The organism is Pseudomonas linyingensis (genome assembly GCF_900109175.1).
Taxonomy (GTDB): domain Bacteria; phylum Pseudomonadota; class Gammaproteobacteria; order Pseudomonadales; family Pseudomonadaceae; genus Geopseudomonas; species Geopseudomonas linyingensis.
In genome coordinates this window covers 26165-51672 of the sequence record NZ_FNZE01000017.1, presented here as the reverse complement: position 1 = coordinate 51672, position 25508 = coordinate 26165, and the positions used below count along the sequence as shown (strand labels likewise).

Here is a 25508-nt window from a genome sequence, read left to right as displayed (position 1 = left end):
GGCTGACGGAATCAGCTTAAAACCGACAGGATTGTTTTTAAAGATATAGAGGGCTCAGCCATTGAGCAAGCCCTGCGCTGTTTTTTTCTGCCAATCCACAGAACGGCCCGACACGACTCAGGCGCCGCCTGCTCAGCTGACGGATGCCTCCCGGGCTGCAGCCTGCGCCAGGCCCTTGAACATCAGGGCATAGGCCCCTCTCAGGAATGCCTCGGCCTCCGCCTCGCGCCCCGGCTCGGTGCTGAATTCGCCACAGTAGTTCAGCCGCGAACGCTCGCCAGGCAGGCGCTCGATGCGCCCGGTGGCCTGATAGCCGAGTAGGCCGGCAGGCCGCTCGCCGACGATGGACAGCCGATAGACCAGGTTTGCCGGGTCCTGAAAGTCCAGGCGCTCACTGACCGGGGCAGGAAAGCCGTGGTTGTAGATATGGCGAATCAGGCCGATGCCCTCCCCCTCCAGCTCGACGCGCTGGATACTTACCGCAGGCTCGTCCTTCGGCCACCAGCGCTCGATCTGGGCAAAGTCCTCGAGCAGCGTCCAGACCACGTCAGCGGGCGCGTCGAACTCATGGCTGGTGGTGATCTGCAGAGTTTTGGTCTGGCTCATGCCGTCTGCTCCTGTCCAAGTGCTTGGGCGGCGGCCTGCACGGACGCCTCTATCTCGTGCTTCATCGGATTGCGGCGCAGGGTAAGCCCGCCGTTGACCTGCAGGTTCTGCCCAGTCATGAAACATTCGTCGCTGGCCAGCCAGACGGCGGCGGCAGCGATGTCTTCGGAAGTGCCGATGCGCTGCAACGGATACCCTGAGGCAAAGGCCTCGAACAGCCCCGGCACTTCCTTGGCGGCGGCGGTCATCGGCGTGTCGGTGACCCCCGGCGAGATGGAGTTGGCGCGGATGCCGCGCTCGCCAAACTCGTTGGCCACGCAACGGATCACGTGGTCGGTACCCGCCTTGGTGCCCATATAGGCGGCGTGATCGTGGAACATGATGGTGGCGGTTGCCGAGCTGATCTGGATGATCGAGCCGCCCTGCTCCATGGCCTCCACGGCGGCCTGGCAGAACAGGAAGGGGCCGACGAACTGCAGGTCGCTCATGCGCTTGAGCTCATCCACGCTGGTTTCCAGGAAGGGACGCAGCAGGCCCCAGCCGGTGGCGTTGACCGCGATATCCACGCGCCCGCCCTTGTCCTTGGCAAAAGTGAACAGGTCGAGCACTTGTTGGCGATCGGTGATATCGCAAGTCTTGGCATAGCCGCCGATCTCGTCAGCCAGGCGCGCCAGCTCGTCGCCGTGGCGGCCAGCGACGATCACCGTGGCGCCTTCATCCCTGAAACGACGGGCGATGACCTGCCCCATGTTGTCGCGCCCAGCCGCGCCGAGCACCACCGCAACTTTGCCGTTCAGCTTGTTGGAAGTGTGCATAACAGCCTCTTGTCATTGTTCTATGTGGTTGGCACCGCACGGAGATACCGTGCGGTGCCCTGACTACACCTGCCAAACAGTTCGTCCCGGTTAGCGAATGCCGCCGCCAGTCATGGCGGCAGGACTGAAGTGATTGTCCGGACGGGGCGAAGTCACGACCCAGCCGCCGCCCATGGTGGCGTTCTGCTGGCGGTGGTAGGCACCATTGGCCAGGTCATAGGTGACCGCTTCGTCGGTCATGTGCCCGGTGCCCTCGTAGAAGGTGATCGGCAGGCTATGGTTGACCCGGTAGATCTGCCCGGCACGGTCGAAGTTGTCACTGATGCCCACGCTGTAGAGATCCTCATCCAGATAGATCATCCGGCGCGGATAGATATGGCGCTGACCTTCCTTGAGGGTTGCCTCGACGACCCAGACCCGGTGCTTCTCCCAGCGCATGCAGTCAGGATTCAGGTGATTCTTGGTTTCGGCCATGGTATCCGGGCACACGTTGGGATCCCGGATCTTGTAGGTGTTGTAGGGGATGTACATTTCCTTCTTGCCGTGCAGCTTGAAGTTATAGCGATCCAGCGCACCGTAGAAGATCGCCAGTTCATCAGTCGTCGTCACACCACCACTGGTCGGGCTGGGCGTGTCATAGGCAATGTCGGGGGCCAACTTGACGCGGCGCTGTCCGGGCAGGTACTGCCAGGCACGCCGGCCCTGATCCACCATGTCGATGGAGTCGTGCACGACGATCTTCTCGCCGTTCTTGCGTGCCGGGTCGAGGAAGTCGACGCGCAGCATCTCGTAGATTTCCTTGTCGCCGATCGGCCCGGTACGCTGGGGATCGAAGATCGGATACTGGATCTGCATGCTCGACACGCCAGTCACCGTGCGAGTGCCGCGCGTATCGACCAGGCTGGTGGTGAAGGCACGGGTTTCAAAGGCAAACTGGTCGAACTTCAGCAAGCGGTTCCACATGACCTCGTTGCCGGTCTTCGGGAACGGGAACGGGGTGCCGCCGTAGCAGCCTTCAAGACCCAGTTCATCATTCTTCGTCCGACATTCGCTGGCGTTCTTCACGGCATTTTTCTGAAAGTACTCCGGATAGGCCGCCGTGCGGTGGGACGGATAGACATCCATGCGGAAGGTCGGGTACTTGCGCAGCATCGCCTGCATGCCTTCGGAGATCTGGTCGGCATACTGGGTCATGTTCTGGCTGGAGATGGAGAACAGCGGCTTCTCGTTGGCGAACGGATCAGGACGGATACCCGGATTCTTCGTGTCGTAGCTGGCTGGCTGCTTGATCGGGCCGGTATAGGCCGGAATGCTGCCGTCGGCATTGCCCGCCTGCTCCGCCCCCCAGGGCAGGTAAGTCTTGCCGATCTGGCCGATCTGCTCCGGGGTTGCTGCGGCATGAGCCAAGGCGGCACAGCCTCCGGCCACGGCGATTGCCACGACATTACGCATCAATTGCTTCATGTGGTGCCTCTCCTGTTTTTGTTATTTATGCGTGTCGAGCAACGCCCCCTGCTCCGGCGCCTGCCCGACACTTGCCACGGTGAAACCTTGTTTGCGGGGCCTACCGAAGCGATCGCCAGATCACCGGTTACGCCCACGGGAGCCACGCCGCTCCCTCGCCGCTGTCGGTCAATCGACGACTCGCAGCGGATTGCAGCCATCCCATTGCGCCGCCGCGTTCTTCATCAGGTCGAAGAAGGCGTAGTGCTCTTTGGGGAAATCGATCAGCTCGATCAGCTCGCCGCCGGCGTCCACGTAGATCGCCTCGCCCCCGCCCGGCAACCAGACCTCCTGCATCACCTCCGCCCCGGCTGCGCGACAGGTGGCGCGCGCCTGCTCCATGCTGTCGACCATCAGACAGACGTGGTGCATGCCCTCGCGGCCGGCGTCGAGCCAGGTCTTGTAGATCGATGGTGCGTCGTTGTGCTGGCGAATCAGCTCGATCTGCATGTCGCCCCAGTAGGCGATCGCCACCGAGAAATCCAGGTCGACCGGCTGGCCACGGTAATGCGTGGCCTCGGTCTGGATATGCTTGAGGTGGAAGAACGGACCGACTCCCATGGTCTCGGTCCAGTAGCGGAGCGCCGCGTCGAAATCCTTCGGCACCCAGGCCAGCTGCATGATCGTGCCCAGCCCGGACAGTGCATTTTTTACCGTGCTCATCGTGTCACCTCCTGTGTGGCGGCCAGTACGGCCGCCTCGGTTGCTTGATTCAGGGGGCTGCGGCTCAGCCCAGCCTCCCCGTTGGCCTGTCGTGCCGGATCGAGCCTGACGATCAGCTTGCCGTTGTTGGCGCCCTCGAACAGCAGATTGAAGGTGTCCAGGCAGTGCTCCAACCCGTCGACCACCTGCTCGCGGAAGGTGATCTTCCCCTCCGCCAGCCACTGGCGGACCTGGGCAATCGCCTCGGGGAAACGGTCGAAGTAGTCGGAGACGAGAAAGCCTTCCAGCGTCACCGTGCGGGCAAGGATCTGCCAGAAGTTGTAGGGTCCCGGCACCGACTGCTGGCTGTTGTAGCCGGAGATGGCGCCGCAGAACACGATGCGGGCGTTCTTGTTGAGGGTCATCAGCGCGGCGTCCAGTACCTCGCCGCCGACGTTGTCGAAGTAGACGTCCACCCCGTTCGGGCAGGCCTCGCGAATGGCCTCCTGCAGGTTAGTGCTGGTGCGGTAGTTGATCGCCGCATCGAAGCCCAGCTCGTCGACGAGCCAGCGACACTTTGCCTCGGAGCCGGCGATGCCGACTGCGCGACAGCCCTTGAGCCTGGCGATCTGCCCCACCAGGGAACCGACCGCGCCAGCGGCGGCGCTGACCAGCACCGTCTCGCCAGGCTGCGGCCGCCCCTTCTCCAGCAAGCCGAAGTAGGCCGTCAGGCCCACCGCGCCGTAGATGCTGAGAAAGTACTGCTCCGCCTCGCCCGACATGGGCTGCACCGACATCAGCTGGTCGCCGCTGGCGATGGAGAAGTCTTCCCAGCCGTTGACGCCGACGGCCAGGTCGCCGGCCTTGAATGCCGGGTGGCGGCTCTCGACCACCGCGCCGAGGCTGGTGCTGCGTACCACCGCGCCCAGGGGAATCGAGGGCAAGTAACTCGGCCGCTCGGACATCCAGTCACGAATGGCCGGGTCGATGGACAGATAGTGGTTGCGGATCAGTACCTCACCGGACTGCAGCGGGCGCAACGGCTCCTCGCGAAGTTCGATATCGGCCAGGGTCACCAGACCGGCGGGACGCTTCTGCAGGATCCAGCGGCGATTGGGTAATTCGGGCATGCTCTCGCGCTCCTTCTTGTTGTTGTCATTCGCTATGGGCAGTTAGCCGCCGCTGGATTGGACAGCGCACGCCTGCCGGCACTGGGCACCGGAGTCAGTCGACGGGGACCGGCGATCCGACCGCGATGGCGGCGTCTCTGGCTGGAGCATGGAAGAGCGTGTTGAAGCCACGGACGGCAGGGTCATGAATTCGGCTCGTCATTCTTGCTGCATTTAAAAACCAACATGTACGTTTTTATTTAAAATAACCAGTACATCCGGTTCTTTCAAGGGCTTCATTGACGATTTCCGGGATGCACAAAATACCGTGACGGGCGGCTCGAGACGTCCAGCCGCTGCGCCGCCCTATCCGCGTGATTCCGCCGTGGCGGCAGTGGCGCCTGCGTTGCTCCGGGCTTGCGACTTGCGGGCCAGATGGACCATGAGCCGTAGCCTCTGGTCCATCGGGCCAAGTCCTCCATCCTACCCGGGCCTCCGGCAGGCTGAATTACTCCTTGTCGACGCAGGGGAAACCCCAATGGCCGGGCAGCTTGGCCAGCGAGCCCTCCAGCGACGCACAGGGCGCGGCGCAACGATCAGTGACTGCGATGGACCTGGGTGAGCGAATCCGGCATCGGCAGGATCGGCGCTTCGGAGAAGCGGCAGATCTTCCAGCCGGCCGGAGTGCGCACGTAGTCGAGGAAATACTTGACGTGCAGGGTCACCTGCACGCCGTCACGCACCCCCGAGCCGATGACGTAAGCACACGCCGAAGCGGTATCGCCATCGAGCTGGCGTACGGTGAAGTTGGTGCCATAGTGGGCGTGGTGGGACATGTAGCCGAACACGTCGGCAAAGAACTGACGCAGCCCCTGATGACCCTGCAGGCAGGGCAAGCCGATTTCGCGCAGATCGAAGCTGACGTCTTCGGTAAACAGGCTGAGCATGCCGTCGAGGTCGGTCAGCGAATCCACGGCAAACAGGTAGCCATGAAACAGGTCCTGCAGAGCCTGACGGTCTTCGATGAGGCGCACGCGTTGTTCAAGGCTGGACATTGAGTCTCTCCATTGTGGTTTTTAGTGGCCAGAGGCCTCTGACCACCTGGGGGCCGTCTGCCGGCAGCTCCCGGCTACCGGCAGAGCGAACCAATGGAGCGGCGCCGCGCAGAGCGGGCGCGCACTCCTGTGCCTTGCTTAACGATTGGTGTAGCCGGCATCCACGTGGATGGTGGTGCCGGTGACGTAGGACGACTGCTCGGAGGCCAGCCAGAGGCTTGCCTGAGCCACTTCGCGCGGCTGGCCAAAGCGGCCCAGCAGGCTGAGCTGCGGCGCATAATCGGCCTCGCTCGCGCCCATGCGCTCCAGCGCCCCGCGCAGCATCAGGGTGTCGATGGCGCCCGGCGCGACGGTATTGACGCGGATGCCGTGCACGCCGTTCTCGAGGGCCGCCACCTTGCTCAGGCCCACCACGCCGTGCTTGGCCGCGACGTAGACGCCGTTGTTCGGCTGCGGGCGGAACGAGCTGACCGAGCCGATATTGACGATCGCCCCACCGCCGCCCTGGCGGATCATCTGCGACAGTTGGTACTTCAGGCACAGGGCGACGCCCTTCAGGTCCACCGCGATCACCTTGTCGAACTCGTCCTCGTCCATCTCCGCGAGCGGCTTGGTATCGGGCGACACCGCCGCGTTGTTGACCGCCACGTCCAGCCGACCGAAATGCGCCACGGTCGCCTGCACCAGCGCCTCCACATCCGCCGCGACCGCTACGTTGCAGCGCTGGAACAGCGCCTGGCCACCGGCCCGCTCGATCTCGGCGACCAGGGTGAGGCCCATGTCCTCATTCATGTCCGCCACCACCACCTTGGCGCCGGCTTCGGCGAACAACTGCGCCGTGGCTGCGCCCATGCCCATGGCCGCGCCGGTGACGATGGCTACCTTTCCTTCAAGCACGCGTGCTGTCATCTCGTTGCACCTTTTTTGTTTTTTGTTGTTATTGCGGTTGGTTGATCGTTTGACTCGCCTGCGCGTCGAGCAGGCTGCGAGCGCCCGCCACGGCCAGGCGTGCTCGCTGTAAGGCGGAAACACCCTGCGCGGCCAGTCGTGGCATGGGCACCTCGACATCCAGCGCAGCGGTAGGCGGCAGCGCCCGGATCAGCTCCGCCAGGGGAAATACCCCCTGCCCTGGCGGCAGGCGGTTGAAGGCTTCTTCGGCATAGCGCGCCGGATCCAGCGCATCGACACCCGCAGCCAGCAGCGGCCCGTCGCAGAGCTGGGCGTAGGCAACCATCCCGGGAGCCAGCGCGGCGACCTCGGCCGGCGTACCGCCAGTGCGCGCGAGGTGCAACGCATCGACGCCGATGCCCAGGTTGCTGCGGCCGACCCGCTCGACGAAGCCGGCGGCCGCGGCCAGCGAGGTGCAGCCGGGCGTCAGGGCCATGAACTCCAGGCCGAGCTGCAGACCGTATTCGCCGGCCAGCTCGGCTAAGCGGCCGAGACAGTCGGTGCCACGCAGGGGGTCGGGGTCATGGATGTGGGTCACCGCCAAGCGCGCCCCAAGCTGGGCGCCGAGCGCCAGCGCCGGGCGGAAGCCGTCGAGGTCCACCGCCTCGGTCAGGGAGAAGAACTCCAGGTTGGTCACCCGTACTTCATGCTCGCGCAGCCGGGCGAGCAGATCGCTGCGCAGCGCCGGAGTCACGAGCGGAAAGCCGAAGCCCGGCGGCGACTCGACGAACAGGCAAACGCCATCGCAGCCCACCTCTGCCGCGATCGACACCAGCTCTAGCGGCGAGACATCGCACAGGGTGAAGTGATGCAGGGCGAGCGGCTGGGGCGACATGGCTAGCCTCCGGCTGACTGCGGAGGCTGTACCACCACCTCCGCGCGGGCCAGCAGGCCACGCAGCGAATCGGCGGCGATCAGCCCGCGCCCCGCAGCAGGATCACGCTGCCGCCAGGCCCGGCGCAGCGTTTCCAGATCCGGCCACCAGCTGCATTCGACGCCGTCGAAGACGGCTGGCGCATCGCCCTCCACCACAGCTTGGCGCGTCAGCCGCAGTGGCTGACCAGCCAGCAGCGGCCCACCATCACCACTCAGCCAACGCTCGCGAAAATCCGCAGCGTTCGCTTGCGGGGCGCGACTGACCACCAGTATCAGCTTGAGCGCTCCCTGCAGCGCCGCTGGCTCCGCCGCTTCCTGGATGATTCGCTCATGAGCGACACAGGCAAGCACCGGTGGCGTGACGAAATTCGCCTCGTCCGGCCCGGCGCCTTCCTGGTACTCGCGACTGGCGATCAGCCGCTCGAGGGTATCGAGCCCGTCGATCCACAGCTCGGGCGAACCGTCGGCCATCACCGGCAAGCCCTCGAGCCCGGCCGCGACCCCATGATTCTGCACGTAGCCCTGCATGAAGCCGGCCTCGACCAGCTTCATTGCATGCCCGCGATGGATGGTGCGCCAGTATTCGCTGAAGGCCGGCAGGCTGTAATCGGCCCGCCGGTTGAGGAAGCTGACTACCTTGAGCGCATCCATTCAGCCTTCCCCGCGGCTGGCGCGGGCCAGGTAACGGTCCAGGGTGCGGTGGAAGTGGCGAATGCGCGCCTCCTGATAGTTGCCCAGGGTCTCGCCCTTCTTCTTCGAGGCCTTGAAGCCCTGCTGCTGGGCGCGCAGGTTGGCGGTGTCCTGGTCATAGACATGGGCCAGGTACGGGTCCATGCCGGGCACCACGTCGTAGGACTCCTCCTCGGCCACCATCGCCACTTCCGGCGCATCGGGGCGCTCCTGGCCTTCGGCCAGCGGACGCAGGAACAGGATCTCGAACAGGCAACGATCGACATCGGTGCCCAACGGGCGGAAGCGATAGACCATGGGCAGCGAAACGCCCGGGAACAGCACCATGTTGGGGAACAGGTGGTATTCGATGGTATCGATCATCTCGGCGTCGGACATCTGGCTCAGGTCGACCCGGTATTTGTCGCCGAGGATCTTGCGCAGATAGCGCGCCATGACGATGCGCGCGGTTTCCCCGGGCTGCACGGTGAGTTCGTCACTAATCACCGTGCGATCGCCCACCAGCATCGAGTTGACCAGCTCCTGCTCGCTGAGCGGCTGCTCGAGGTGCGGGCTGCTCACCCCGCCGACCGCGTAGAAGCGGGTGACGTGATCGCCATACAGGTCGTACTGGACGTTGGCATCGCCGGTGCCCTGCAGCAGCTGCGGATGGGTCTCAACCACGTGGTAGGACTCGAGAAAGGCCTCCAGTCCGGTCTTCCAGTTGCACGGCAGCACCTTGGCCATGTGCAGTTCGGTGAAGCGCTGCTCGAGATCCCAGTTGCGGAAATGCTCGGGCATGACCTCCATGTACTCGTGCAGGGGCTTGGCATTCTCGTCCATGTTGATGAACACGAAGCCGCCCCAGGTTTCGACCCGCACTTCCGGCAGGCGGTAGTCCTCCGGCTTGGCATGGGGGAAGTCCCAGGCGCAGGGCACGCGGGCAATCTCGCCTTCCAGGGTCCAGGTCCAGCCGTGATAGGGGCAGCGCAGCTCCTGGGCGCAGCCCATGCCCTCCTCCGGGCGCAGCTTGGTGCCACGGTGCAGGCAGGAGTTGTAGTAGCCCTTGATGCCCTTCTCCGTATTGACGATCAGGAACGAATACGGACCGAGTTCGTATACGTAGTAGTCGCCCACCTGGGGAATGTGCTCGAGGCGGCAGGCCCATTGCCAGACCTTCGGCCACATATCGTCCAGCTCCTGCTGGAAGAAGGCCGGCGAGGTGTAGCGTCGGTAGGGAATGTCGCTGTCGCCGATGAACTCGTAATTGCTGGTGCGTAGCACCTCGGGAGCGGGCAGCGCGTCGCTGGCGATGATGTCCTGCACGGTGGGGCCGGGGCAGCGCGCCTCGCCGGGTTGCAGGCCGGCATAATCGCCAGGAATCAGGGGCATCTTGAGCTTGCTGTTCATGGGGGTCACCTGTTGTTCTTGTTATGGAGTGCAGAGCTGACGCTCAGGCCGGTACGGCCGCGGCTTCCTGGCTGACCTCGATACGACCGTCGACCACCTGCACGGCGAAGGTGCGCAGCGGCACCCGTCCCAACGGCCCCTTGCCGCAACCGTTGCGCACGTCGAACAGCACCCCGTGCAGCGGGCAGGCGATCATGCCGTTGCGGATCCGACCGCCCTGCAGCTCCGCACCCTGGTGGGTGCAGCGGTTCTCCACGGCGAAGTATTCGTTGTTGACGTTGCACACCAGGACGCTGAGGCCGTCGAGGTCCACGGCCAGGCTCTTGCCGGCCGGAAGATCTGCGCAGTCCAGTACGTGATGGAATTGGCTCATGGGTTACTCCCCTTGGTACTGAGCGCACTCAGGCGAAGGAATAGGAAACGTCGTCCAGCCCGGCCTTGCCGCGGGTCACGGCGGCGCCGATGCCGCTGTCCCAGATCGCGCTGCTGGTCTCGTTGAAATTGAGATCGAGCACGAACAGACGCTTGCTGAACTTCCAGACACCGCCGCGGCGCTCGTACTGATCGAGGTAGCGGCCGGCGGCGATGTGCTGGGTGGGTTTGTCGTCACCCGCCAGCGCACTCATGCCGATCACGTAGGCGCGGCCGCTGGCGCGGTCGCCGTCGATCTCGAACGTCTCGTTGCTGGTGAAATGCCAGGTGATCTGCACCGCCGGGTTGTCGGCGGTGATGAGTTCGCAGAACTGCGCCGCCGGGCCGGCGAACAGTCCGAAGTCCATGGTCGCCTCCGGCCACCACAGCGACTCCAGCAGCGCCCGGTCGCGGCGATCGACGCCGGCGCAGTAGTTGGCAAGCAGCTCGTGCAGAGCCTGCTTGGCCTGCAGGGTTTCCAGCTGGATTTGCATCTGTTCGAGATTCATCGCATGTCCTTCACAAAGACCCGTGGCGTAGCGCTCACGGGTGGGAAGCGCTCACACGCTTCCCACCCGCAGCAATCAGGCGCCTTCGCCCGCCGGATAGGGTTTGGCCAGCACGCCGCCGTCGACGTACATCTGGTGCCCGGTGACGAAGCTGGCTTCGTCGCTGGCGAGGAACAGCACGGCGGCGGCGATCTCGCTGACTTCGGCGATGCGGTTCAACGGCTGCATGCCGGCATAGATGGCTTCCAGGCTCTGTGGATCGTCGGACGCGTCCAGGTACTGCTGCAGGTTGGGCGTGCGAGTCGCCGCCGGGTGCACCGAGTTGCAGCGGATGTTGTAGCCCTGCTCTCCGCAGTGCAGCGCCACGGTCTTGGTCACCGCATCCTGCGCCGCCTTGGCGGCGCCATAACAGACGAACAACGGCCCCGGACGGATGCTTTCCACTGTGGAGATGTTGACGATCGAGCCGGAGCGCTTCTTCTTCATGCTGGCGATGGCGTGCTTGCAGCCGAGGAAGGCGCCGCGCGCATGCACTGCCATGTGCCGGTCCCAGTCGTCCAGGGTGGCGGCCTCGATGTGCGCCGGATAGGAAATGCCGGCGCTCTGCACCAGGATGTCCAGCGCACCCCAGCGCTGCTCCAGCTCCGCCAGTGCTGCGCTCCAGTCGGAGTCGATACTGACATCCAGCTTGGCGAAGGCCGCATTGGCGCCGAGCTGATCGGCCAGAGCCTCGCCGGCGACACAGTTGATGTCGGCCAGCAGCACCTTGGCGCCTTCCTCGACGAACAGTCGGGCAATCCCGGCACCAATACCTGATGCGGCGCCGGTCACCAGCGCCACCTTGTCCTTGATACGTTGCATGTCCACCTCGGTTCGAAATTGGAGAACGGACGACTGCCTCACTCGGCAGCCAGGTACTTGACCAACGTCTGGTGCAGCTGGCGGATGCGGATTTCCTGGTAGTTGCCCAAGGTCTCGCCCGGCTTGGTGCTGGACTTGAAGCCGCGCTGCTGGGCGATCAGGTTGCCGGTGTCCTGGTCGTAGATGGTCGCCAGGCCCGGATCAAGCCCCGGCACCTCATGGAAGGACTGCTCGAAATCCAGCTCCACCGGCTCGGCCGGATCCGGGCGCTCGCCCGAGTCGGGTACCGGCTGCAGGTACAGCAGATCGAAGATGCAGGAGTCCACATCGTTGCCGTTGGGGCGGAAGCGGTAGACCATCGGGAACAGCAGCGACGGGAAGAAGCAGGTGTTGGGGAACAGGCAGTACTCGATGGCGTCGATGGTTTCCGAGATGCTCAGGTGCGACAGATCCTTGCCATAGGCCTTGCCCAGGGTCGCCTGGATATGCTCGGCGAACACCTTGCGCGCCGTGCTGCCTTCCGGCACCAGCAACTTGGAGCCCTCGCCGCCCACGCCCTCTACCACGCCCTCGGCCAGCAACGCATCGAGCAGCTGCTGCTGGGTGAAGGTTTCCTTGAGGTGCGGGCTGGGGAAGCCGACCAAGTGGACGAAGCGCGATACCGTGTCGCCGTAGATGTCGTACTGGGTATTGGCATCGCCGACGGTCAGCACGCCCTGGGGATGGGTTTCCAACACATGGAAGGATTCCAGGAAGGCCTCCAGACAGGCCTTCCAGTTGGCCGGCAACAGCTTGCGCACATGCAGGGCGACGAACTTCTCGGAGAGATCCCACTGGGCGAAATGCTCGGGAAGGATGCCCAGGTGCTCGGCCAGCGGCGTGGCATTGGGGTCGAAGTTGATGAAGACGAAGCCGCCCCAGGTCTCGACCTTGAGCTCCGGCAGACGGAAGCGCTCATCCTCCATGTGCGGGAAGTCCCAGCGGCAGGGCACGTCGGTCAGCTCGCCTTCCAGCGACCAGGTGAAGCCGTGGAACGGGCAGCGCAGCTCCTTCGAACGACCGCAGGAGCCGGCGGGCTTCAGCTGGGTGCCGCGGTGCAGGCAGGCATTGGGATAGGCCTTGATGCTGCCGTCCTGCGTGCGCACCACCAGCACCGACTTCTCGACTATCTCGTAGACGTAGTAGTCGCCCGGCTCGGGAATGTCCTCTTCGCGGCAGGCCCACTGCCAGACGCGGCTCCACAGTTTCTTCTGCTCGAGGGCGAAGAAATCGCGGGAGGTGTAGTGCTCGTAGGGGATGTCCTGATCGCCCAGAAAGCGATAGGACGGATCGGTGAGATGGGCCGGTGCGTGGTCGCCGTCCGAAGCGATGATGTCGGCGGTACTGGCTCCAGGACAGCGAGCCTCACCCGGCGCCAGATGCAGCGCTTTATTCATGTTCGACCTCCGTGATTATTGTTATAGAGGTGCAGCTTTATGAAGACCTTGCGGCCCCAATTGAAGACAAACAAATTTGTTTTAATGCGATCCGAAGAAAACTGCAACCGCTATCCGGCCGCGCCGCGCCGCGCCAGGTGCAGCGAGGTCTGCTCCCTGAGGAAACTGTCGGCAGCCGGATCGGTCCGCGCCCAGTCGACGATCTCCTTGCGCCGGGAAATCTTCCAGCCGGTGCCTCGGTCCTCGTACTCGTCGTGATAGCGGCCGGCGATGAACAGGTCGAACTTCTCGCCCTTCTCGATCGTACGGTGGTGGGCGATGAAGTACACCTCGCCTTGCGCACGCTTGCCGTCCAGCTTGATGTCAACCTGGCCGATGAGGTGCTGGCTGGCATCGCACTGCGCCAGGAAGCCCTGGGCGAAGTCGACGAACTCCCACGCCCGCCCGGCGAACAGCCCGCAGTCGACCCAACCGTCCTCGTGGAAGGCCTGGCGCTGCAGGTCGGGCAGCAGGCGGTCCTGACCCCGCATGTAGTCGTTGAGCGCCTGCTGGATATCGCGGCGCGCGGTCAGGTCTGCCAACTCGGCGCGCAGGCTGTCGAGTTGCTGCAATCCACTCTCGTTCATGAAGCGTCCTCCTGTGGCGAGACCGGGAAGGCACACGAGCCTTCCCGGTCCACCCTGCCCTTCAGATTGCCGAGGTCAAGACTCAGCGGACACCGCTGTTGGTCAGGCTGTTGGCCTGGTAGAAGCCCGAGGGTTTGGCCTCTTCCGGCTTGGTCACCACCATCATGCCCTTGCCTGCCTGGGTGTAGGCCTGGCGCACATAGGCACCGCTGGTCATGTCATGCACCACGAACTCATGCGGGTTGTGCCCGGTGGTTTCGTAGAAGGGGTAGTAGTTGGCCTGGGTCACCCGGTAGATCTTGCCGGCATCGTCGTAGTTGTCAGCCATGCCGACGGCAGGGATATCCTCGTCCCAGTAGAAGGTACGCTTGGGATAGACGTGGCGCTTGCCCGGCTTGAGCGTGGCCTCGACTACCCAGACGCGGTGCTTCTCCCAACGCACGCAGTCCGGGTTCAGGTGGTTGGGGGTGAACACCTGCTCGTCCGAGCACTTCTGCGGATCGTGCAATTTGAAGGTGTTGTACGGAATGTACATTTCCTTCTTGCCCACCAACTTGTAGTCGTAGCGATCCTGGGCGCCATAGAACACCTGGGTGTCGTCTACGGTGCCCACGCCACCACCGGCCGGGCTCGGCGTATCGTAGGCCACGTCCGGGGACAGCTTCACTCGGCGCTGGCCCGGCAGGTAGGACCAGGCCCGGCGACCCACTTCCAGCATGTCCACCGAATCATGGAGGACCAGCTTCTCGCCCGCCTTGCGCGCCGGTGCCGTCCAGTCGACGCGACCGTATTCGAGCATATCTTCGGGGCCGATCGGCGTGGTGCGCGCCGGGTCGTAGTGCGGGAAGGTCTGCCAGTAGGCGAAGCCCCCGGTCTGGATCTTGCGGCCAGTGGAGTCCACCAGCGTGGACAGCTGCGCCGGCGAGTAATAGGCGTACTGGTCGTACTTCAGGGTACGGTTCCACATGACCTCGGCGCCGTTCTTCGGAATCGGGAACGGCACGCCGCCGTAGCAGGTACCGGCCAGTTGCAGGAGGTTCTCGGCCAGTGCGCAGGTCGCGGCGTTCTTCAGGGTGTTCTGGGTGACGTAATCCGGGTACTTGGCCGTGCGATGGGTCGGGTAGACATCCATGCGGAAGGACGGGTACTTCTTGAGCATTTCCTTGAAGCCTTCGGTCACCTTGTCGCCGTGCTCGGCCAGGTTGGCGGCAGTCACGCTGAACAGCGGCTTCTCGTCGGCGAAGGGGTCTGGGCGGATGCCCGGCTTGGACGGGTCGTAGCTGGCCGGCGGCTCGATGCCACCGGTATAGGCGGGAATGCTGCCGTCGGCATTGCCAGCCTTGATGGCGCCCCAGGGCGTCAGCTCGGCACCCAGCTTGGCGATTTCCTCGGGACTCAGCGCCGCCCAACTGGCGTTGGCAGCACTTACCGCACACAGCAGCAAAGCATGCTTGGCAAACGTCTTCATAAGCTACCCCTTCATTGTTCTTGTATGGTGGTTACTCGTTTTTACCAATGCCCCCACTCGCCCGGAAGCAAGGCTGCTCGGCGTCCGCCGAGGTTTCGCCGGGAAAGAGGGCGACCTCTTTTTACAACTTCAGTTGTTCTTCGCTCCCTGCTCGATCCACAGACGAATCAGTTGCAGACTGTCCTCCGGCAGCGGCGGCTCGGCGAAGGGCATCTGCACCCCCGCACCGCCGACATTCAGATGAGTTCCCTGCAGCTTGTGCAGCAGGTAGCTCTGCTCCGGCTCGCCGGGGGCGACCCGCTGCAACGGGCTACTCGCCGACGCCACGCCGACCAGGCTCTGGTAGGCCGCCGAGGGATACAGCTTCATGCCCCCCGGCTCGCTGCCGGTCATGTGGCAAGTTGCACACTGCCCCCGGAAAATCGGCGCTACCGCCTTGGAGAAGCTGACCTCCTCAGCCGCCTGCAGCCCGGCCTGTGGCAAGGCCAGCACCAGCAGGGCCAGCAGTTTTCTGGAAAGGGCGTTCATCAGGCTTGTCCCACGGCATGCCGGGCCGCCAGATATCCGAAGGTCATGGCCAGGCCAATGGTGCCGCCAGCCCCCAGGTAAGCCGGCCCCGACGGACTGGCGATGCAGTTGCCGGCGCCGTACAGGCCAGTGATCGGCTCACCCTTGGCCGAGAGCACCTGGGCATACGGGTTGATCGCCGGCCCGGCATTGGTGTCCAGCGCTCCGGGCGCCAGGATCACCGCATATAGGGTGCTCTTGCGATCGATGGGGTACATGGTCGGGTTGGGCTTGTCGTTGGCCGGGAACGTGGCGTTCTTGCTGACCGGCGAGAACAGCTTGTTCCAGATCCGGTCGTACTCATGCAATCCGCGGTCGAAGTCTTCGTCCCGGCCGGCTTCGGCGAACTTGTTGTAACGCTCGATGCTGGCATCCAGGTTCTGCGCAAAGTCATCGGACAAGGACAGATTGCCGATCTTGCCGGTCAGGCTCTGCAGGCGCTTCTTGATGTTGGCGGTCAGCTCCTGGGGATTGCTGCCTTCGATCAGCCACTTGGACTCGCGCTTGTCGAGCGGCAGCGGCAAGGCACCGGCGTAGCGGTCCAGGGTGCGGTCGTCGAAGACCATGAACATGAAGCGGTTCGGGTATTCGGCATTGACCGGATCGAAGGTGAAGTGCGCGCGAGTACGGTCGTTGTAGTTGCGCTTCTCGTTCATCACACGCTTGCCGTACTTGTTGACGTGGATCATCGAGTCACCCGGCGCGAAGAACACGCCATGGGGAAGCGCGCGGTTCTCCAGCGCCTGCTCCAGTACCACGGGAGTACGCCATGCAGTGCCCAGCGGGCCCATCTTCGCCCCAGCCTGCTGGGCGATTCCGATGAAGTCGCCGGTCGAACCGCCCGCGGCACAGGCGCCGTAAAGCCCCGGCTGATGCAGGCGCACCAGCTCGACGTTGTGGGAGTAGCCGCCGGTGCCGAAGATCACGCCCTTGCGGGCATGGATGCGCAGGATCTTGCCGGCGTTCTCCACTTCGAGGCCGATCACCCGCTCGCCGTCCTTGATCAGGCCGACGGCCCGGTGCTCGAGCAGGAAGGGCACGTCACGCTTGGTCAGCCACTGCTCCAGCTGATAGGCCAGGCTGTTGCCGCCGCCGGCGGAGCTGGCGCCGGACGCCGGCTCCATGGCGCGCATGTTGTTCAGCTTGTTTTCCGCCAGGTGGTCACCGTAGTCCGGCGGCGCGGTATCCACGTCCCACATCTTGAACTGACGGAAGTGCATCGCATCGATCTTCTCCATCCACTCGACCATCTTCGAGCCGTTGTCGTAGAAGGCTTCGAGCATCTGGAAAACGTCTTGCGGCAGGCCCAGGGTCTCGCTGTTGGCCGCGTACATTTCCGGGTAGGCGTAGCGAGCCATGTAGCGCAGGCAGTCTTCGCGCTTGTCCTGAGCGCCATTGGCGGCGATGAACTTGTTGTTGGGAATCCAGGTCACCCCGCCGGACTTGCCGGTGGTGCCGCCAGGCATCGGCATCTTCTCGACAACGATCACCTTGGCGCCCAGCGAGGTGGCGGTGACCGCGGCCGAGCATGCCGCTGCACCAGAGCCGACACAGACGATGTCGGTTTCCATGTCCCAAGCCTGATCACCCTTGGCAGACTTCTCGCCGGCAGCAAGCACCGAGCTGGCCAGGCCAAGAGTGGAGGCAGCACCGGCAACCAGGCCTGCACCGATCAGCAGCTTGCGCCGGGAAAGATTGTTGTCTTGATTGTCGTTGCTCATCGACTTGCCTCGTTCTTGTTGTTCTGTGTGAAGCTTCTCTCGGACCAGAAAAAACCGACCCGATGGTTTTTATTGAAGATAGCCTCTGCCTTGATCTGGATCAAGCCCTAGTTGTGCAGTCCCGCGAAGTCATCGCTCAGCCCGCACAGCGCCACGATTTCGAGCCGATTTCCAAGCCTCTCGAGAGTCGACGTGCGCCCTTGCCTCCCCCTCGGACTGCCCCCAGGACGTAACCAAGACACTCGCGCTCGATAACAGCTGACAAGCCATGGAGCCTGCCAGGCCACTTGCACCAGGCGCACGACTGCTCCAGCAGCGATCTTGCTTTGTTCAGGGTGTTACCGGTGCCGGTTGGGAGAAAAGGCGGTTGAGATCGTCATCGCTGGACGCGGCCAACACCTGCTCCAGCCAATGGTAATACTGCTGCAGACCAAGCTCGTTGCGGCCGAATTGCACCTTGGGCATCAGCCCGGAAGACAGCGCCCGTTGTTGCTGGCGCGACATGGGCAGATCTTCCTCGCCAACCACGCGCCCGATGAAGCTGACCAACTCCCGCACTTTCGCTTCGCTGGCCTCGGTGGGCGCGCTCTCGGTCAGGAAGGTCTGGATGGTCTGCGAGGAGTCAGGCGTTTCGCCGGGAACCACCTGGGAGATGACCATGATCCGCTCGCCGGCAATGAAGCAGTTCAGGGAGACATTGGGGAAGAGAATCCACTCGCCAAACAGCAATGCCCCGGTTGACCACTCCTGCTCCTGCAGGTTTTTCAGGCTGTGCAGGCCGTCCTGTTCAACCGGATTGCTGGACATCAGCCCCAGGCGCTGGTGCGGGCCATGGAAGTAATATTGGGCCAGATTGCTGATATCGGGGCCAAAGGTGTTCTTGTGCAGGATAGGCAGGTGGTAGAAGTCCATGTGGGCATCGAAGGCCAACTTCCAGTTCGCTCCGGGCAAGACGCGCTGGTCATAGAGCTGCCAGCGATCCAGCTGGAACCCCTCCAATAGCTGGTCCACCCCGCCAAGGAAGCTGGGCTTATCCAGAGTGGAGCCCGGGTCGAGGGTCACCCAGATCAGCCCGGCACTTTCCCAGGTAGGCAGCCTCTTCAGCCCCAGGCTGCCCTTGTCCACGTCACCGTAGGATCTGGCTGAAGCCACCGCGAGCAGCTTTCCTTCTGCGGTAAAGGTCCAGCCGTGGTAGGGACAGGTGAACCGTGCCCGCTTGCCGCAACCTTCCGCCAACTGGCTGCCGCGGTGAGTACAGCTGTTGAGAAAGGCCTGCACCTGCCGATCCGCGCCGCGCACCAGCAAGACCGGCACTCCGGCTATTTCCATGGCCTTGTAACTATTCGGTTCGGCCAGCTCGCAACTTGCGGCAAGCATCAATGGCAGGCGCCGAAACAGCAGTCTTTTCTCTGCCTCGAAGCGTTCAGGGCTTACATAGATATCGGCATCGACGCTGAGAATGTCTGGGGCCAGATCGATCTGCTGGCTGTCCAAGCGGTGGAGCATGTCCCTGGCCGTGCGGATCAGGGTCGTTCTGGCGTGTTCGGACATAGTTGCAGTCCCTGGCTGACAGGTTTTGGGTATGCAATTTTCAGATGCGACTGCATCAACCAATCCAGTTGCTAGAGAATTTCCTGCAACTCGAACACATTGCCGTCCGGGTCGCGCGCATAGGTCGCCTTCACCGTCCCCATGTGCTGCGGCGGCGCATGGAAGCGAACCCCCGCCTGCAGCAGGCGCTCGTACAGCTCATCGATACCCTTCACGTCCAGGCAGAAATGGGTGATGCCGTGACGATTCACCGGGCGCTCGCCCTCCTCCGGCAGAGTCTCGGGCAGGCTGAACTGGAACAGCTCGATGCACAGGTTGCGCCCCTGCAGCATGACCTGGGTCGCCGCGGAGTCCTCCAGGCCGAGCACCTGGTTGATCTGCAGGCTGCCGGCCGGCCAGCTGGTGCGGCTGATCTCCTCCAGACCGAGCAGATCTCGGTAGAAGGCCACGGCTCGCTCCATGTTGGGCGTGGAGATGGCGACGTGGTGAAAAGCTTGGCTCATGGATGTGTCTCCCTTGGCAATGCGAGTGCTGGAAGCCCAGCTGCCGGGCTTCCAGAGCTCTGCTTATTTGATGGTTTCAGCGTTGTCGATGACCATCTGCGTACCGTTGATGTAGCGCGACTCGTCGGAGGCCAGGAACAGCACCAGGTTGGCCACATCGACCGGCTGCCCCATCTCCTTCTTCACCTGCGACAGGGCATGGCTGTCCGGGTCGATATCGCGCAGCGCGGCAGCGGTCATCGGCGTCTCATGGCCGCCGGGGAGAATGGCGTTGCAGCGGATCTTGTAGCCCTTGTCTTGGCAGTGGATGGCCACGCTGCGCGTCATCGACAGGATGGCGCCCTTGGCGGCGGCATAGGAGAAAACCTCGCCGATGCCCTTGATCGCGCCAATCGAGGAGATGTTGATGATCGAGCCGCCGCCACTGGCGTGCATCGCCGGGATGGCATGCTTGCAACCGAGGAAGGTGCCCTCGGACATCACCGCGTTGACGAAGCGGTACTGTTCCAGGCTGATATTCTCAACATCGCCGAAGATCACCACCCCGGCGTTGTTCACCAGCACATCGAGACGACCGAAATGCGCCAGGGTCTCGGCGATCACTTCCTTCCAGCGCAGCTCGTCGCGCACGTCGTGCGTGAGGAACAGCGCTCCGGGGATGCTCGAAGCGACCTCGCGCCCCAGCTCCTCGTTGACGTCGGTGAGCACCACACGGGCGCCCTCCTGCGCCAGCAGCCTGGCATCGGCGGCGCCCAGCCCCGATGCCGCGCCGGTAATCAGCACAACCTTCCCTGCTACACGTCCCATGACTTGCCTCCAGGCACGGCGACACCTGCGCCGAGCGCTTGATGAAATGAACGAAGTGTCGTCGCGATCAGCCGCGGATTGGCGGCGGGGTAATGCTGTCGATGGCGGATATCGAATACTTGCGCACCGTCATGTCGAGCAGCTCGATATCAGCGACGCGCTTGAGAAAGGTATTGATGTGCGGGGTGGCGAAGTGTTGCTGCAGGGCCTCGTCCGAGTCCCACTCCTCGCTGATCCAGATGACGTTGGGCGCCAGGATGTCCTGGGCAAAGGCATAGTGGCGGCAGCCAGGCTCCCGGCGGGTGTGGGTCATCACCTCCTGCGCCGCAGCGAGGTAGTCATCGACCCGCTGCGGGGTGACTTCCATGCGGGCACTGATCGCAATGGTGTCCATGCGCAATCCTTCATTCTTATCGTTATTTGAAGGGAACAGGTGGCACCCGCACGCTGGATGCCACCCGTGGCCGGATCAGATCCGGCCGGCGATGTAGTCGTTGATCACTTCATGGTAACGACGCACGCGGGACTCCTGGTTGGCTAGGTAGGAGTCGCTGTAGCCGCGCGAATGTAAACCCTTCTGCTGGGCGACCGCGACACTGAGGTCCTGATCGGCGACCCAGCCCAGGGACTTTTCGCCGTGCTTGAAGACGTCGTGCTTGGCCGCTTCCATCGGCCACTCGCCCAGCGGCGTGGCGGCCTTGGTTTCGCCATGGGCCGGACGCACGAAGTACCAGTGGTCGAACAGGCACTTCTCCGGATCGGTCGGGTGCGGCATCGGACGCAGGATCTGGTAAGAGTCGGCGGCCATGGTGAACGACATGTTGGGGAACAGGGTGTAGTGGTAGTAGTCGGTCAGCTGGTCGTCGTTGAGGTTGGCGTACTGGCTGTAGCCGCGCGCCTCGCCCAGCTTGCGCTTCTGCTGCTGCAGCGCGACGCGCACCTCACCGGCACGACCTTCGAAGTCGTCGGGATTCAGTTCCCAGGCGCGCATCATGGCATCCAGCGGCGCCTGCACCTTCTTCGACTTGCCGTTGCCGGCCGGCAGGGCACCCTTCATCAGCATCCGGCTGTGGCCGTTGCGGAAGATCTCGAAGGCGGTGTTCTGATAGTGATCGTCGATGAAGGTACCCAGCTCCTTGTGCAGGCTCTGCACATGGTAGGCCTCGTTGAAGTTGTCCTGGATGACCTTCCAGTTGCACTCCACTTCGCCGGTCAGGTACATGACCCGCACCATCTTGTCCATCTCGTAGGCTTCGAGCTGGTCAGCGACGATGCCTAGCGAGTCGCGCAGGCTCTTGGCGTTCGGGTCCATGTTGAACCACACCAGGCCACCGAAGGTTTCGCAGCGCAGCTCCTTGAGGTTGACCTTGCCCACCGGGCTGCCCTGGGGGAAGTCCTCCGAATCCTTGGCGATCAGCAGGTCGCCGCTCAGGCCATAGCACCAGCTGTGGTAGTTGCAGACCAGGCGCTTCACCTTGGTCTCTTCGCACTGGACCATGCGGTTGCCGCGATGCTGGCAGACGTTGTAGAAGGCGCGAATGCTCATGTCGTCGCCGCGCACCATGATGATGGACTCGCTGCGGATCTCGGCAGTGATCACGCAGCCCGGCTCCGGCAACTGGGCGACCGTGCCACCCACATGCCAGGTGCGGGTCCACAGGTGCTCCCACTCCTTCTCCATGAACTCCTTGGAGTAGTAGCGATCGCCGGTGATGGGGTCGCCACGCAGGAAGTTTTCGTCAACCAGAGCTTGCTTGGTGCGCTCGACAAGCGACAACTGAGTCATGATGGAGATCTCCTTGCAAACCGCGCTGCTGCAGCGCGGTTTTTCTTGTTGTTTTAGCAATCGACCTATCAGCGGGCGGCTCGAAGAGCGTAAGCCGGGTCCTGGGTGCTGCGGCTACCGCGGCGGTACTCGGCAAATGCACCGTCCTCGCGCTGGCTGTACGGCCAGAAGGCATTCCAGTCCACCACCAGCCCGCGCGAATACATGCGCCAGATGCCGTCACGCTTCTCCCAGACGTCCAGGTAGCGGATGTTGTCCGGGAAGTTGAGCAGGGTGCCGTCCGGCGTCGGCGCTGCTGCGTTGCCCAGCATGTACGACTCGGCCACGGCGCGCGTATCGCTCTCGAATTCGATGGTGGCGGTGCTGAAACGGTGCGCCCCCATGCTCAGGTTTTCCTTGATGAACGGAATATCGAAATCGCAGAACTCGTGGGCGTTGCCGTCGAAGATGCCGAAACTCACCACGCCGTCGTGATGGAAGGTGTACTTCAGCAGTTCGAGATCACAGCGGTCGACAGCCTGGATGTAGCGCGCCATCTGCTCGAGTATCGCCTGATAGTCCGCCGCACGGCGGATGCGCTGGGAAATGTCCATCGGTCACTCCCCGAACAGCTGGTAGGACGGATCCTGCTTGTCGCGGCGACCCTTGAGGAACTTGGCGAACATGCCCTCCTCGAGGTTGGCGCTCGACGGCAGGTTCATGTTCCAGTCATGGACGAAGGTGCGCTGGGCGATCGTCCACTGGCCGTCCTCCTTGCGATAACGATCCAGGTAGCGACCACCGACCAGACGATCGATCTTGCTGCCGTTTTCCAGCACGATGCTGACGATGATCACCGAAACCTCACCAATCGCGGTGTCGCCGTCGACCTCGAAATACTCGGTGGATACCGAATGGAAGCTGCGCTCGAGGCTCGGGTCGGCTGTGGTGGCCGCGATCACGAAGGGCTTGGCGGATCCCTTGTGCACGCCCCAATCGATCTGGCCATCGTCGGTCCAGAGGGACACCATCAGGCAGCGGTCCATGCGGTCCATGGCACGGGAGAACTTGGCGTTGAGCTGTTGCAGGGCCTGCTTTGCCTCGACTTGCTCGAGGAGGCCCAGATCGGTCATTTCGGTAATTGCGTTCATTGTGCCTCTAACCTTTTTATTGGATTTATCAGGTCTTTCTGGCAGGTTCGTTGCACGGCTCACGAACCTGGCTGGTTTTCTAGCGCCTGAGCCAGCTTGTTCTGAAAGCTAAACCCGCACACAAAACAAGTCAAATTGTTTTTTATTTGTCACCTGACTGCCATATTCATTGCTCCGCAGCGCATGCCTTACTTCATTGGCATTCCTGCCCCCCTGCCTGACCCCTAGCCCGGCTCAGGCGCACCGGGAAGCTCCTCGAAATAGCGACCCGCCAGCGAGCCGCCATCGACGACCATCTCCGTGCCGCACACGTAGGAAGCCTCGTCGCTGATCAGGAACAACGAAGCCTGGGCGATTTCGTTCGGTCGACCGATGCGCTGGATCGGCTGCTGCCGATAGGCATGATCGAGGGCGTCGGTGTCCTCGTCGAACATGCCGCCCATGCTGGTGTTGACGCCCCCCGGATGGATCGAGTTGACGCGCACGCCCTGGTGGCCCAACTCCATCGCCGCGACCCGGGACAGCCCGCGGACGCCCCATTTGCTGGAGCAGTAGGCGCCCATCGAATTCCACGCCGTCATGCCGCCGATGGAGGAGATGTTGACGATCGAACCCCGCCCCTGCTCCACCATCACCGGCGCCACGGCCTTGATGCCCAAGAACGGTCCAGTCAGGTTGACGCCCAGCACCCGCTCGAAGTCGGCCTTGCTGGTCGCAACCAGCGCCTGGGAGTGGGCAATGCCGGCATTGTTGACCAGGCCATCGATCCGCCCCCAGCGCGCCAGGGTTGCCTTGACGGCAGCCGACCAGTCCTCTTCCTGTGTGACATCCAGGTGGCAGAACATCGCCTGCTCGCCCAACTCGCCAGCCAGCCGCTGCCCCTCGGCATCCAGCACGTCCGCGATGACCACCAAGGCCCCCTCGGCGCTGAACAGCCGAGCCGTGGTCTCCCCCATGCCGCGGGCCGCGCCGGTGATCAGCACGACCTTGCCCTGCAAGCGCTTCATGATTACGCGCCCTCCGGGTTGGCCAGCGCGTCACGAGCCGCCTCTATGCCGGCCAGGCGCCCGAACACCACCGCATTGCCGATGCTCAGACCGCCACCGCCGTAACGCTCGCCCTGGAAGCAACCCAGCACCTCGCCTGCTGCGTACAGTCCGGGAATCGGCCGCTTGTGCCCATCGAGCACCCGCGCCTGGCTATCGATATCGAGACCCGCAGCCGTGAGGCCGATGATGGCGGAGCGGATTTCCACGGCGTAGAACGGCGCCTGCTGCACCGGGAAGTACGCCGGGGCCTGCTTGAAGAACTGCGAATCGCAGCCATTGGCGCAGTCCCGGTTGTAGACCGCCGCCGTCTGCTCCAGAGCGATGCCGTCGATGCCGACCTGCTCGGCCAGCTCGCGCAGGGTGTTGGCCACCTTCACCCTGCCCTTGCGCACCTGCTCGCGCAGGGTCGGCTCCTCCCAGGTCGGGATGCTGATGCCGGCGTTGTAGGGGTCGAGGTACTTGGTATTGGTGCTGGCCTGGACCAGCGCCTGCTCGTCGAAGATCGCCCAGGCGCGGCGCTCGGTCTGCTCGTTGAGCAGGTAGCCGCAGACGCTGTAGGGCGACAGCTCGGACATGAAGCGCGAGCCTTCCTTGTTGACGGCGATGATCCACGGCGGCAGGAAAGCCTCCAGGGACTTGCTGAAGCCCGAGGTGGGCAGCAGCAGCCCGCAGTCATGGCCGACCACGGCAGCACCGATGCTCTCTGCCAGGTTGATGCCATCGCCCAGCACGAATGGCACATCCTTGTGCACGGCCCAGGTCCAGTCGCCGTGGCACGCCGCTGAGGGATACAGGCGCTGCAGCATCTGCGGATTGTTGCCGAATCCGCCGGTGGTGATGATCACGGTCGGCGCACGCAACTCGGCGCCGGCGGCGCGAATGCCCACGACGCGGCCATCTTCGAACAGCAGCTCCTCGACGCGACTGCCATAGGCCGTCTCGATGCCCTTGGCGCCGGCGGCATTGATCAGGGCGTCGGCGATTCCGGAACCCGCGCCCTGGCTGGAGTGGCCACGCGCCACGCTATCCACGCCCGAGCGTACCAGCCATTGTTCGGGAAACTCGGTGCCCAGCTCCATCAGCCACTCCAGGGCCTCGGCTGCATGCTCGGCGTAGTACCTGACCAGATCGGGACGCATCTTCCAGCGGTTCAGGGTCATCAGGTAGTCGTACAGCGCCTGGGGCGTGTCGTCCATGATCCCCGCAGCGCGCTGCACCTGGGTCCCTGCGGCGTAGAACACGCCGCCGGACTGGGCCGTGGCCCCGCCCAGCTTGCCGTCAGCCTCGACAATGATGCAGGACGCCCCCTGCGCACTGGCCATCAGCGCCGCGGCCAGTCCCGCCCCGCCGCCACCCACCACGATCACGTCGTAATCCCGATCCATCATTCAGTCCTCGTCATTCTTGTTATTAGGGCGATAGCCGGTTGAGCACCAGCGACCTGTTCGCA

27 protein-coding genes are annotated in these 25508 nt (G+C 63.6%); all 27 read right to left on the bottom strand.

From position 1 onward, the window contains the following. Nucleotides 1-132 precede the first annotated feature (132 nt). On the bottom strand, nt 133-606 hold the full coding sequence (locus BMZ19_RS18085; protein WP_090312983.1) for an SRPBCC family protein: 474 nt from the start codon (nt 604-606) through the stop codon (nt 133-135). Next, nucleotides 603-1421: an SDR family oxidoreductase gene (locus BMZ19_RS18080; protein WP_090312982.1), complete on the bottom strand. Its 819-nt coding sequence runs from the start codon at nt 1419-1421 to the stop codon at nt 603-605. The genes BMZ19_RS18085 and BMZ19_RS18080 overlap by 4 nt, the downstream gene beginning before the upstream one ends. Nucleotides 1422-1511: 90 nt before the next feature. Beyond that, nucleotides 1512-2885, bottom strand: a complete 1374-nt coding sequence (locus BMZ19_RS18075) for a DUF1329 domain-containing protein (RefSeq protein ID WP_090312981.1) — start codon at nt 2883-2885, stop codon at nt 1512-1514. 168 nt (nt 2886-3053) lie between these two features. Then, nucleotides 3054-3587, bottom strand: coding sequence for a VOC family protein (locus BMZ19_RS18070; RefSeq protein ID WP_090312980.1), 534 nt, complete (start codon nt 3585-3587; stop codon nt 3054-3056). Further along, on the bottom strand, nt 3584-4696 hold the full coding sequence (locus BMZ19_RS18065; RefSeq protein WP_090312979.1) for an NADP-dependent oxidoreductase: 1113 nt from the start codon (nt 4694-4696) through the stop codon (nt 3584-3586). The genes BMZ19_RS18070 and BMZ19_RS18065 overlap by 4 nt, the downstream gene beginning before the upstream one ends. 575 nt (nt 4697-5271) lie before the next feature. Continuing rightward, nucleotides 5272-5730 carry a nuclear transport factor 2 family protein gene (locus BMZ19_RS18060; protein ID WP_090312978.1) on the bottom strand — a complete coding sequence of 153 codons (459 nt, stop codon included), beginning with the start codon at nt 5728-5730 and terminating at the stop codon, nt 5272-5274. 138 nt (nt 5731-5868) lie between these two features. Beyond that, a complete protein-coding gene (locus tag BMZ19_RS18055) occupies nt 5869-6639 on the bottom strand; it encodes an SDR family NAD(P)-dependent oxidoreductase (RefSeq protein ID WP_090312977.1) in 771 nt (256 codons plus the stop codon). A 28-nt stretch (nt 6640-6667) separates the two neighbouring features. After that, nucleotides 6668-7513, bottom strand: coding sequence for a sugar phosphate isomerase/epimerase family protein (locus tag BMZ19_RS18050; protein WP_090312976.1), 846 nt, complete (start codon nt 7511-7513; stop codon nt 6668-6670). A gap of 2 nt (nt 7514-7515) precedes the next feature. Next, the gene (locus BMZ19_RS18045) at nt 7516-8205 is read right to left on the bottom strand and encodes an EthD domain-containing protein (protein ID WP_090312975.1); all 690 of its coding nucleotides are present in this window, start codon (nt 8203-8205) and stop codon (nt 7516-7518) included. Next, complete coding sequence (locus BMZ19_RS18040) at nt 8206-9633, bottom strand: aromatic ring-hydroxylating oxygenase subunit alpha (RefSeq protein ID WP_090312974.1); 1428 nt, start codon at nt 9631-9633, stop codon at nt 8206-8208. A gap of 43 nt (nt 9634-9676) precedes the next feature. After that, on the bottom strand, nt 9677-10006 hold the full coding sequence (locus BMZ19_RS18035) for a Rieske (2Fe-2S) protein (RefSeq protein ID WP_090312973.1): 330 nt from the start codon (nt 10004-10006) through the stop codon (nt 9677-9679). A 28-nt stretch (nt 10007-10034) separates the two neighbouring features. Continuing rightward, a complete protein-coding gene (locus BMZ19_RS18030; RefSeq protein ID WP_090312972.1) occupies nt 10035-10553 on the bottom strand; it encodes a nuclear transport factor 2 family protein in 519 nt (172 codons plus the stop codon). Nucleotides 10554-10628: 75 nt separating this feature from the next. Continuing rightward, nucleotides 10629-11414, bottom strand: a complete 786-nt coding sequence (locus BMZ19_RS18025; RefSeq protein ID WP_090312971.1) for an SDR family oxidoreductase — start codon at nt 11412-11414, stop codon at nt 10629-10631. 38 nt (nt 11415-11452) lie between these two features. Continuing rightward, the gene (locus BMZ19_RS18020) at nt 11453-12850 is read right to left on the bottom strand and encodes an aromatic ring-hydroxylating oxygenase subunit alpha (protein WP_090312970.1); all 1398 of its coding nucleotides are present in this window, start codon (nt 12848-12850) and stop codon (nt 11453-11455) included. A gap of 110 nt (nt 12851-12960) precedes the next feature. After that, nucleotides 12961-13476, bottom strand: a complete 516-nt coding sequence (locus BMZ19_RS18015; RefSeq protein WP_090312969.1) for a nuclear transport factor 2 family protein — start codon at nt 13474-13476, stop codon at nt 12961-12963. A gap of 82 nt (nt 13477-13558) precedes the next feature. Beyond that, entirely contained in the window at nt 13559-14944 is a 1386-nt protein-coding gene (locus BMZ19_RS18010) for a DUF1329 domain-containing protein (protein WP_090312968.1), read from the bottom strand. Nucleotides 14945-15073: 129 nt separating this feature from the next. Further along, nucleotides 15074-15472 carry a hypothetical protein gene (locus tag BMZ19_RS18005; RefSeq protein WP_212633251.1) on the bottom strand — a complete coding sequence of 133 codons (399 nt, stop codon included), beginning with the start codon at nt 15470-15472 and terminating at the stop codon, nt 15074-15076. Next, nucleotides 15472-17232, bottom strand: a complete 1761-nt coding sequence (locus tag BMZ19_RS18000; RefSeq protein WP_090312967.1) for an FAD-dependent oxidoreductase — start codon at nt 17230-17232, stop codon at nt 15472-15474. The genes BMZ19_RS18005 and BMZ19_RS18000 overlap by 1 nt, the downstream gene beginning before the upstream one ends. A 330-nt stretch (nt 17233-17562) precedes the next feature. Then, the gene (locus BMZ19_RS17995) at nt 17563-18783 is read right to left on the bottom strand and encodes an aromatic ring-hydroxylating oxygenase subunit alpha (protein ID WP_090312966.1); all 1221 of its coding nucleotides are present in this window, start codon (nt 18781-18783) and stop codon (nt 17563-17565) included. Between the two features lie 71 nt (nt 18784-18854). Next, the gene (locus BMZ19_RS17990) at nt 18855-19286 is read right to left on the bottom strand and encodes a VOC family protein (protein WP_090312965.1); all 432 of its coding nucleotides are present in this window, start codon (nt 19284-19286) and stop codon (nt 18855-18857) included. A 63-nt stretch (nt 19287-19349) separates the two neighbouring features. Continuing rightward, nucleotides 19350-20093: an SDR family oxidoreductase gene (locus tag BMZ19_RS17985; RefSeq protein WP_090312964.1), complete on the bottom strand. Its 744-nt coding sequence runs from the start codon at nt 20091-20093 to the stop codon at nt 19350-19352. 67 nt (nt 20094-20160) lie between these two features. Then, nucleotides 20161-20487, bottom strand: coding sequence for a putative quinol monooxygenase (locus BMZ19_RS17980; protein ID WP_090312963.1), 327 nt, complete (start codon nt 20485-20487; stop codon nt 20161-20163). Between the two features lie 75 nt (nt 20488-20562). Further along, nucleotides 20563-21879 (bottom strand): aromatic ring-hydroxylating oxygenase subunit alpha, encoded by a 1317-nt coding sequence (locus BMZ19_RS17975; RefSeq protein WP_090312962.1) that lies wholly within the window; start codon nt 21877-21879, stop codon nt 20563-20565. Nucleotides 21880-21947: 68 nt separating this feature from the next. Continuing rightward, nucleotides 21948-22472, bottom strand: a complete 525-nt coding sequence (locus tag BMZ19_RS17970; protein ID WP_090312961.1) for a nuclear transport factor 2 family protein — start codon at nt 22470-22472, stop codon at nt 21948-21950. Between the two features lie 3 nt (nt 22473-22475). Continuing rightward, entirely contained in the window at nt 22476-23009 is a 534-nt protein-coding gene (locus BMZ19_RS17965) for a nuclear transport factor 2 family protein (protein WP_090312960.1), read from the bottom strand. A 224-nt stretch (nt 23010-23233) separates the two neighbouring features. Beyond that, the gene (locus BMZ19_RS17960) at nt 23234-24016 is read right to left on the bottom strand and encodes a glucose 1-dehydrogenase (RefSeq protein ID WP_090312959.1); all 783 of its coding nucleotides are present in this window, start codon (nt 24014-24016) and stop codon (nt 23234-23236) included. Between the two features lie 2 nt (nt 24017-24018). Continuing rightward, entirely contained in the window at nt 24019-25446 is a 1428-nt protein-coding gene (locus tag BMZ19_RS17955; protein WP_212633250.1) for an FAD-dependent oxidoreductase, read from the bottom strand. Between the last annotated feature and the right edge of the window lie 62 nt (nt 25447-25508).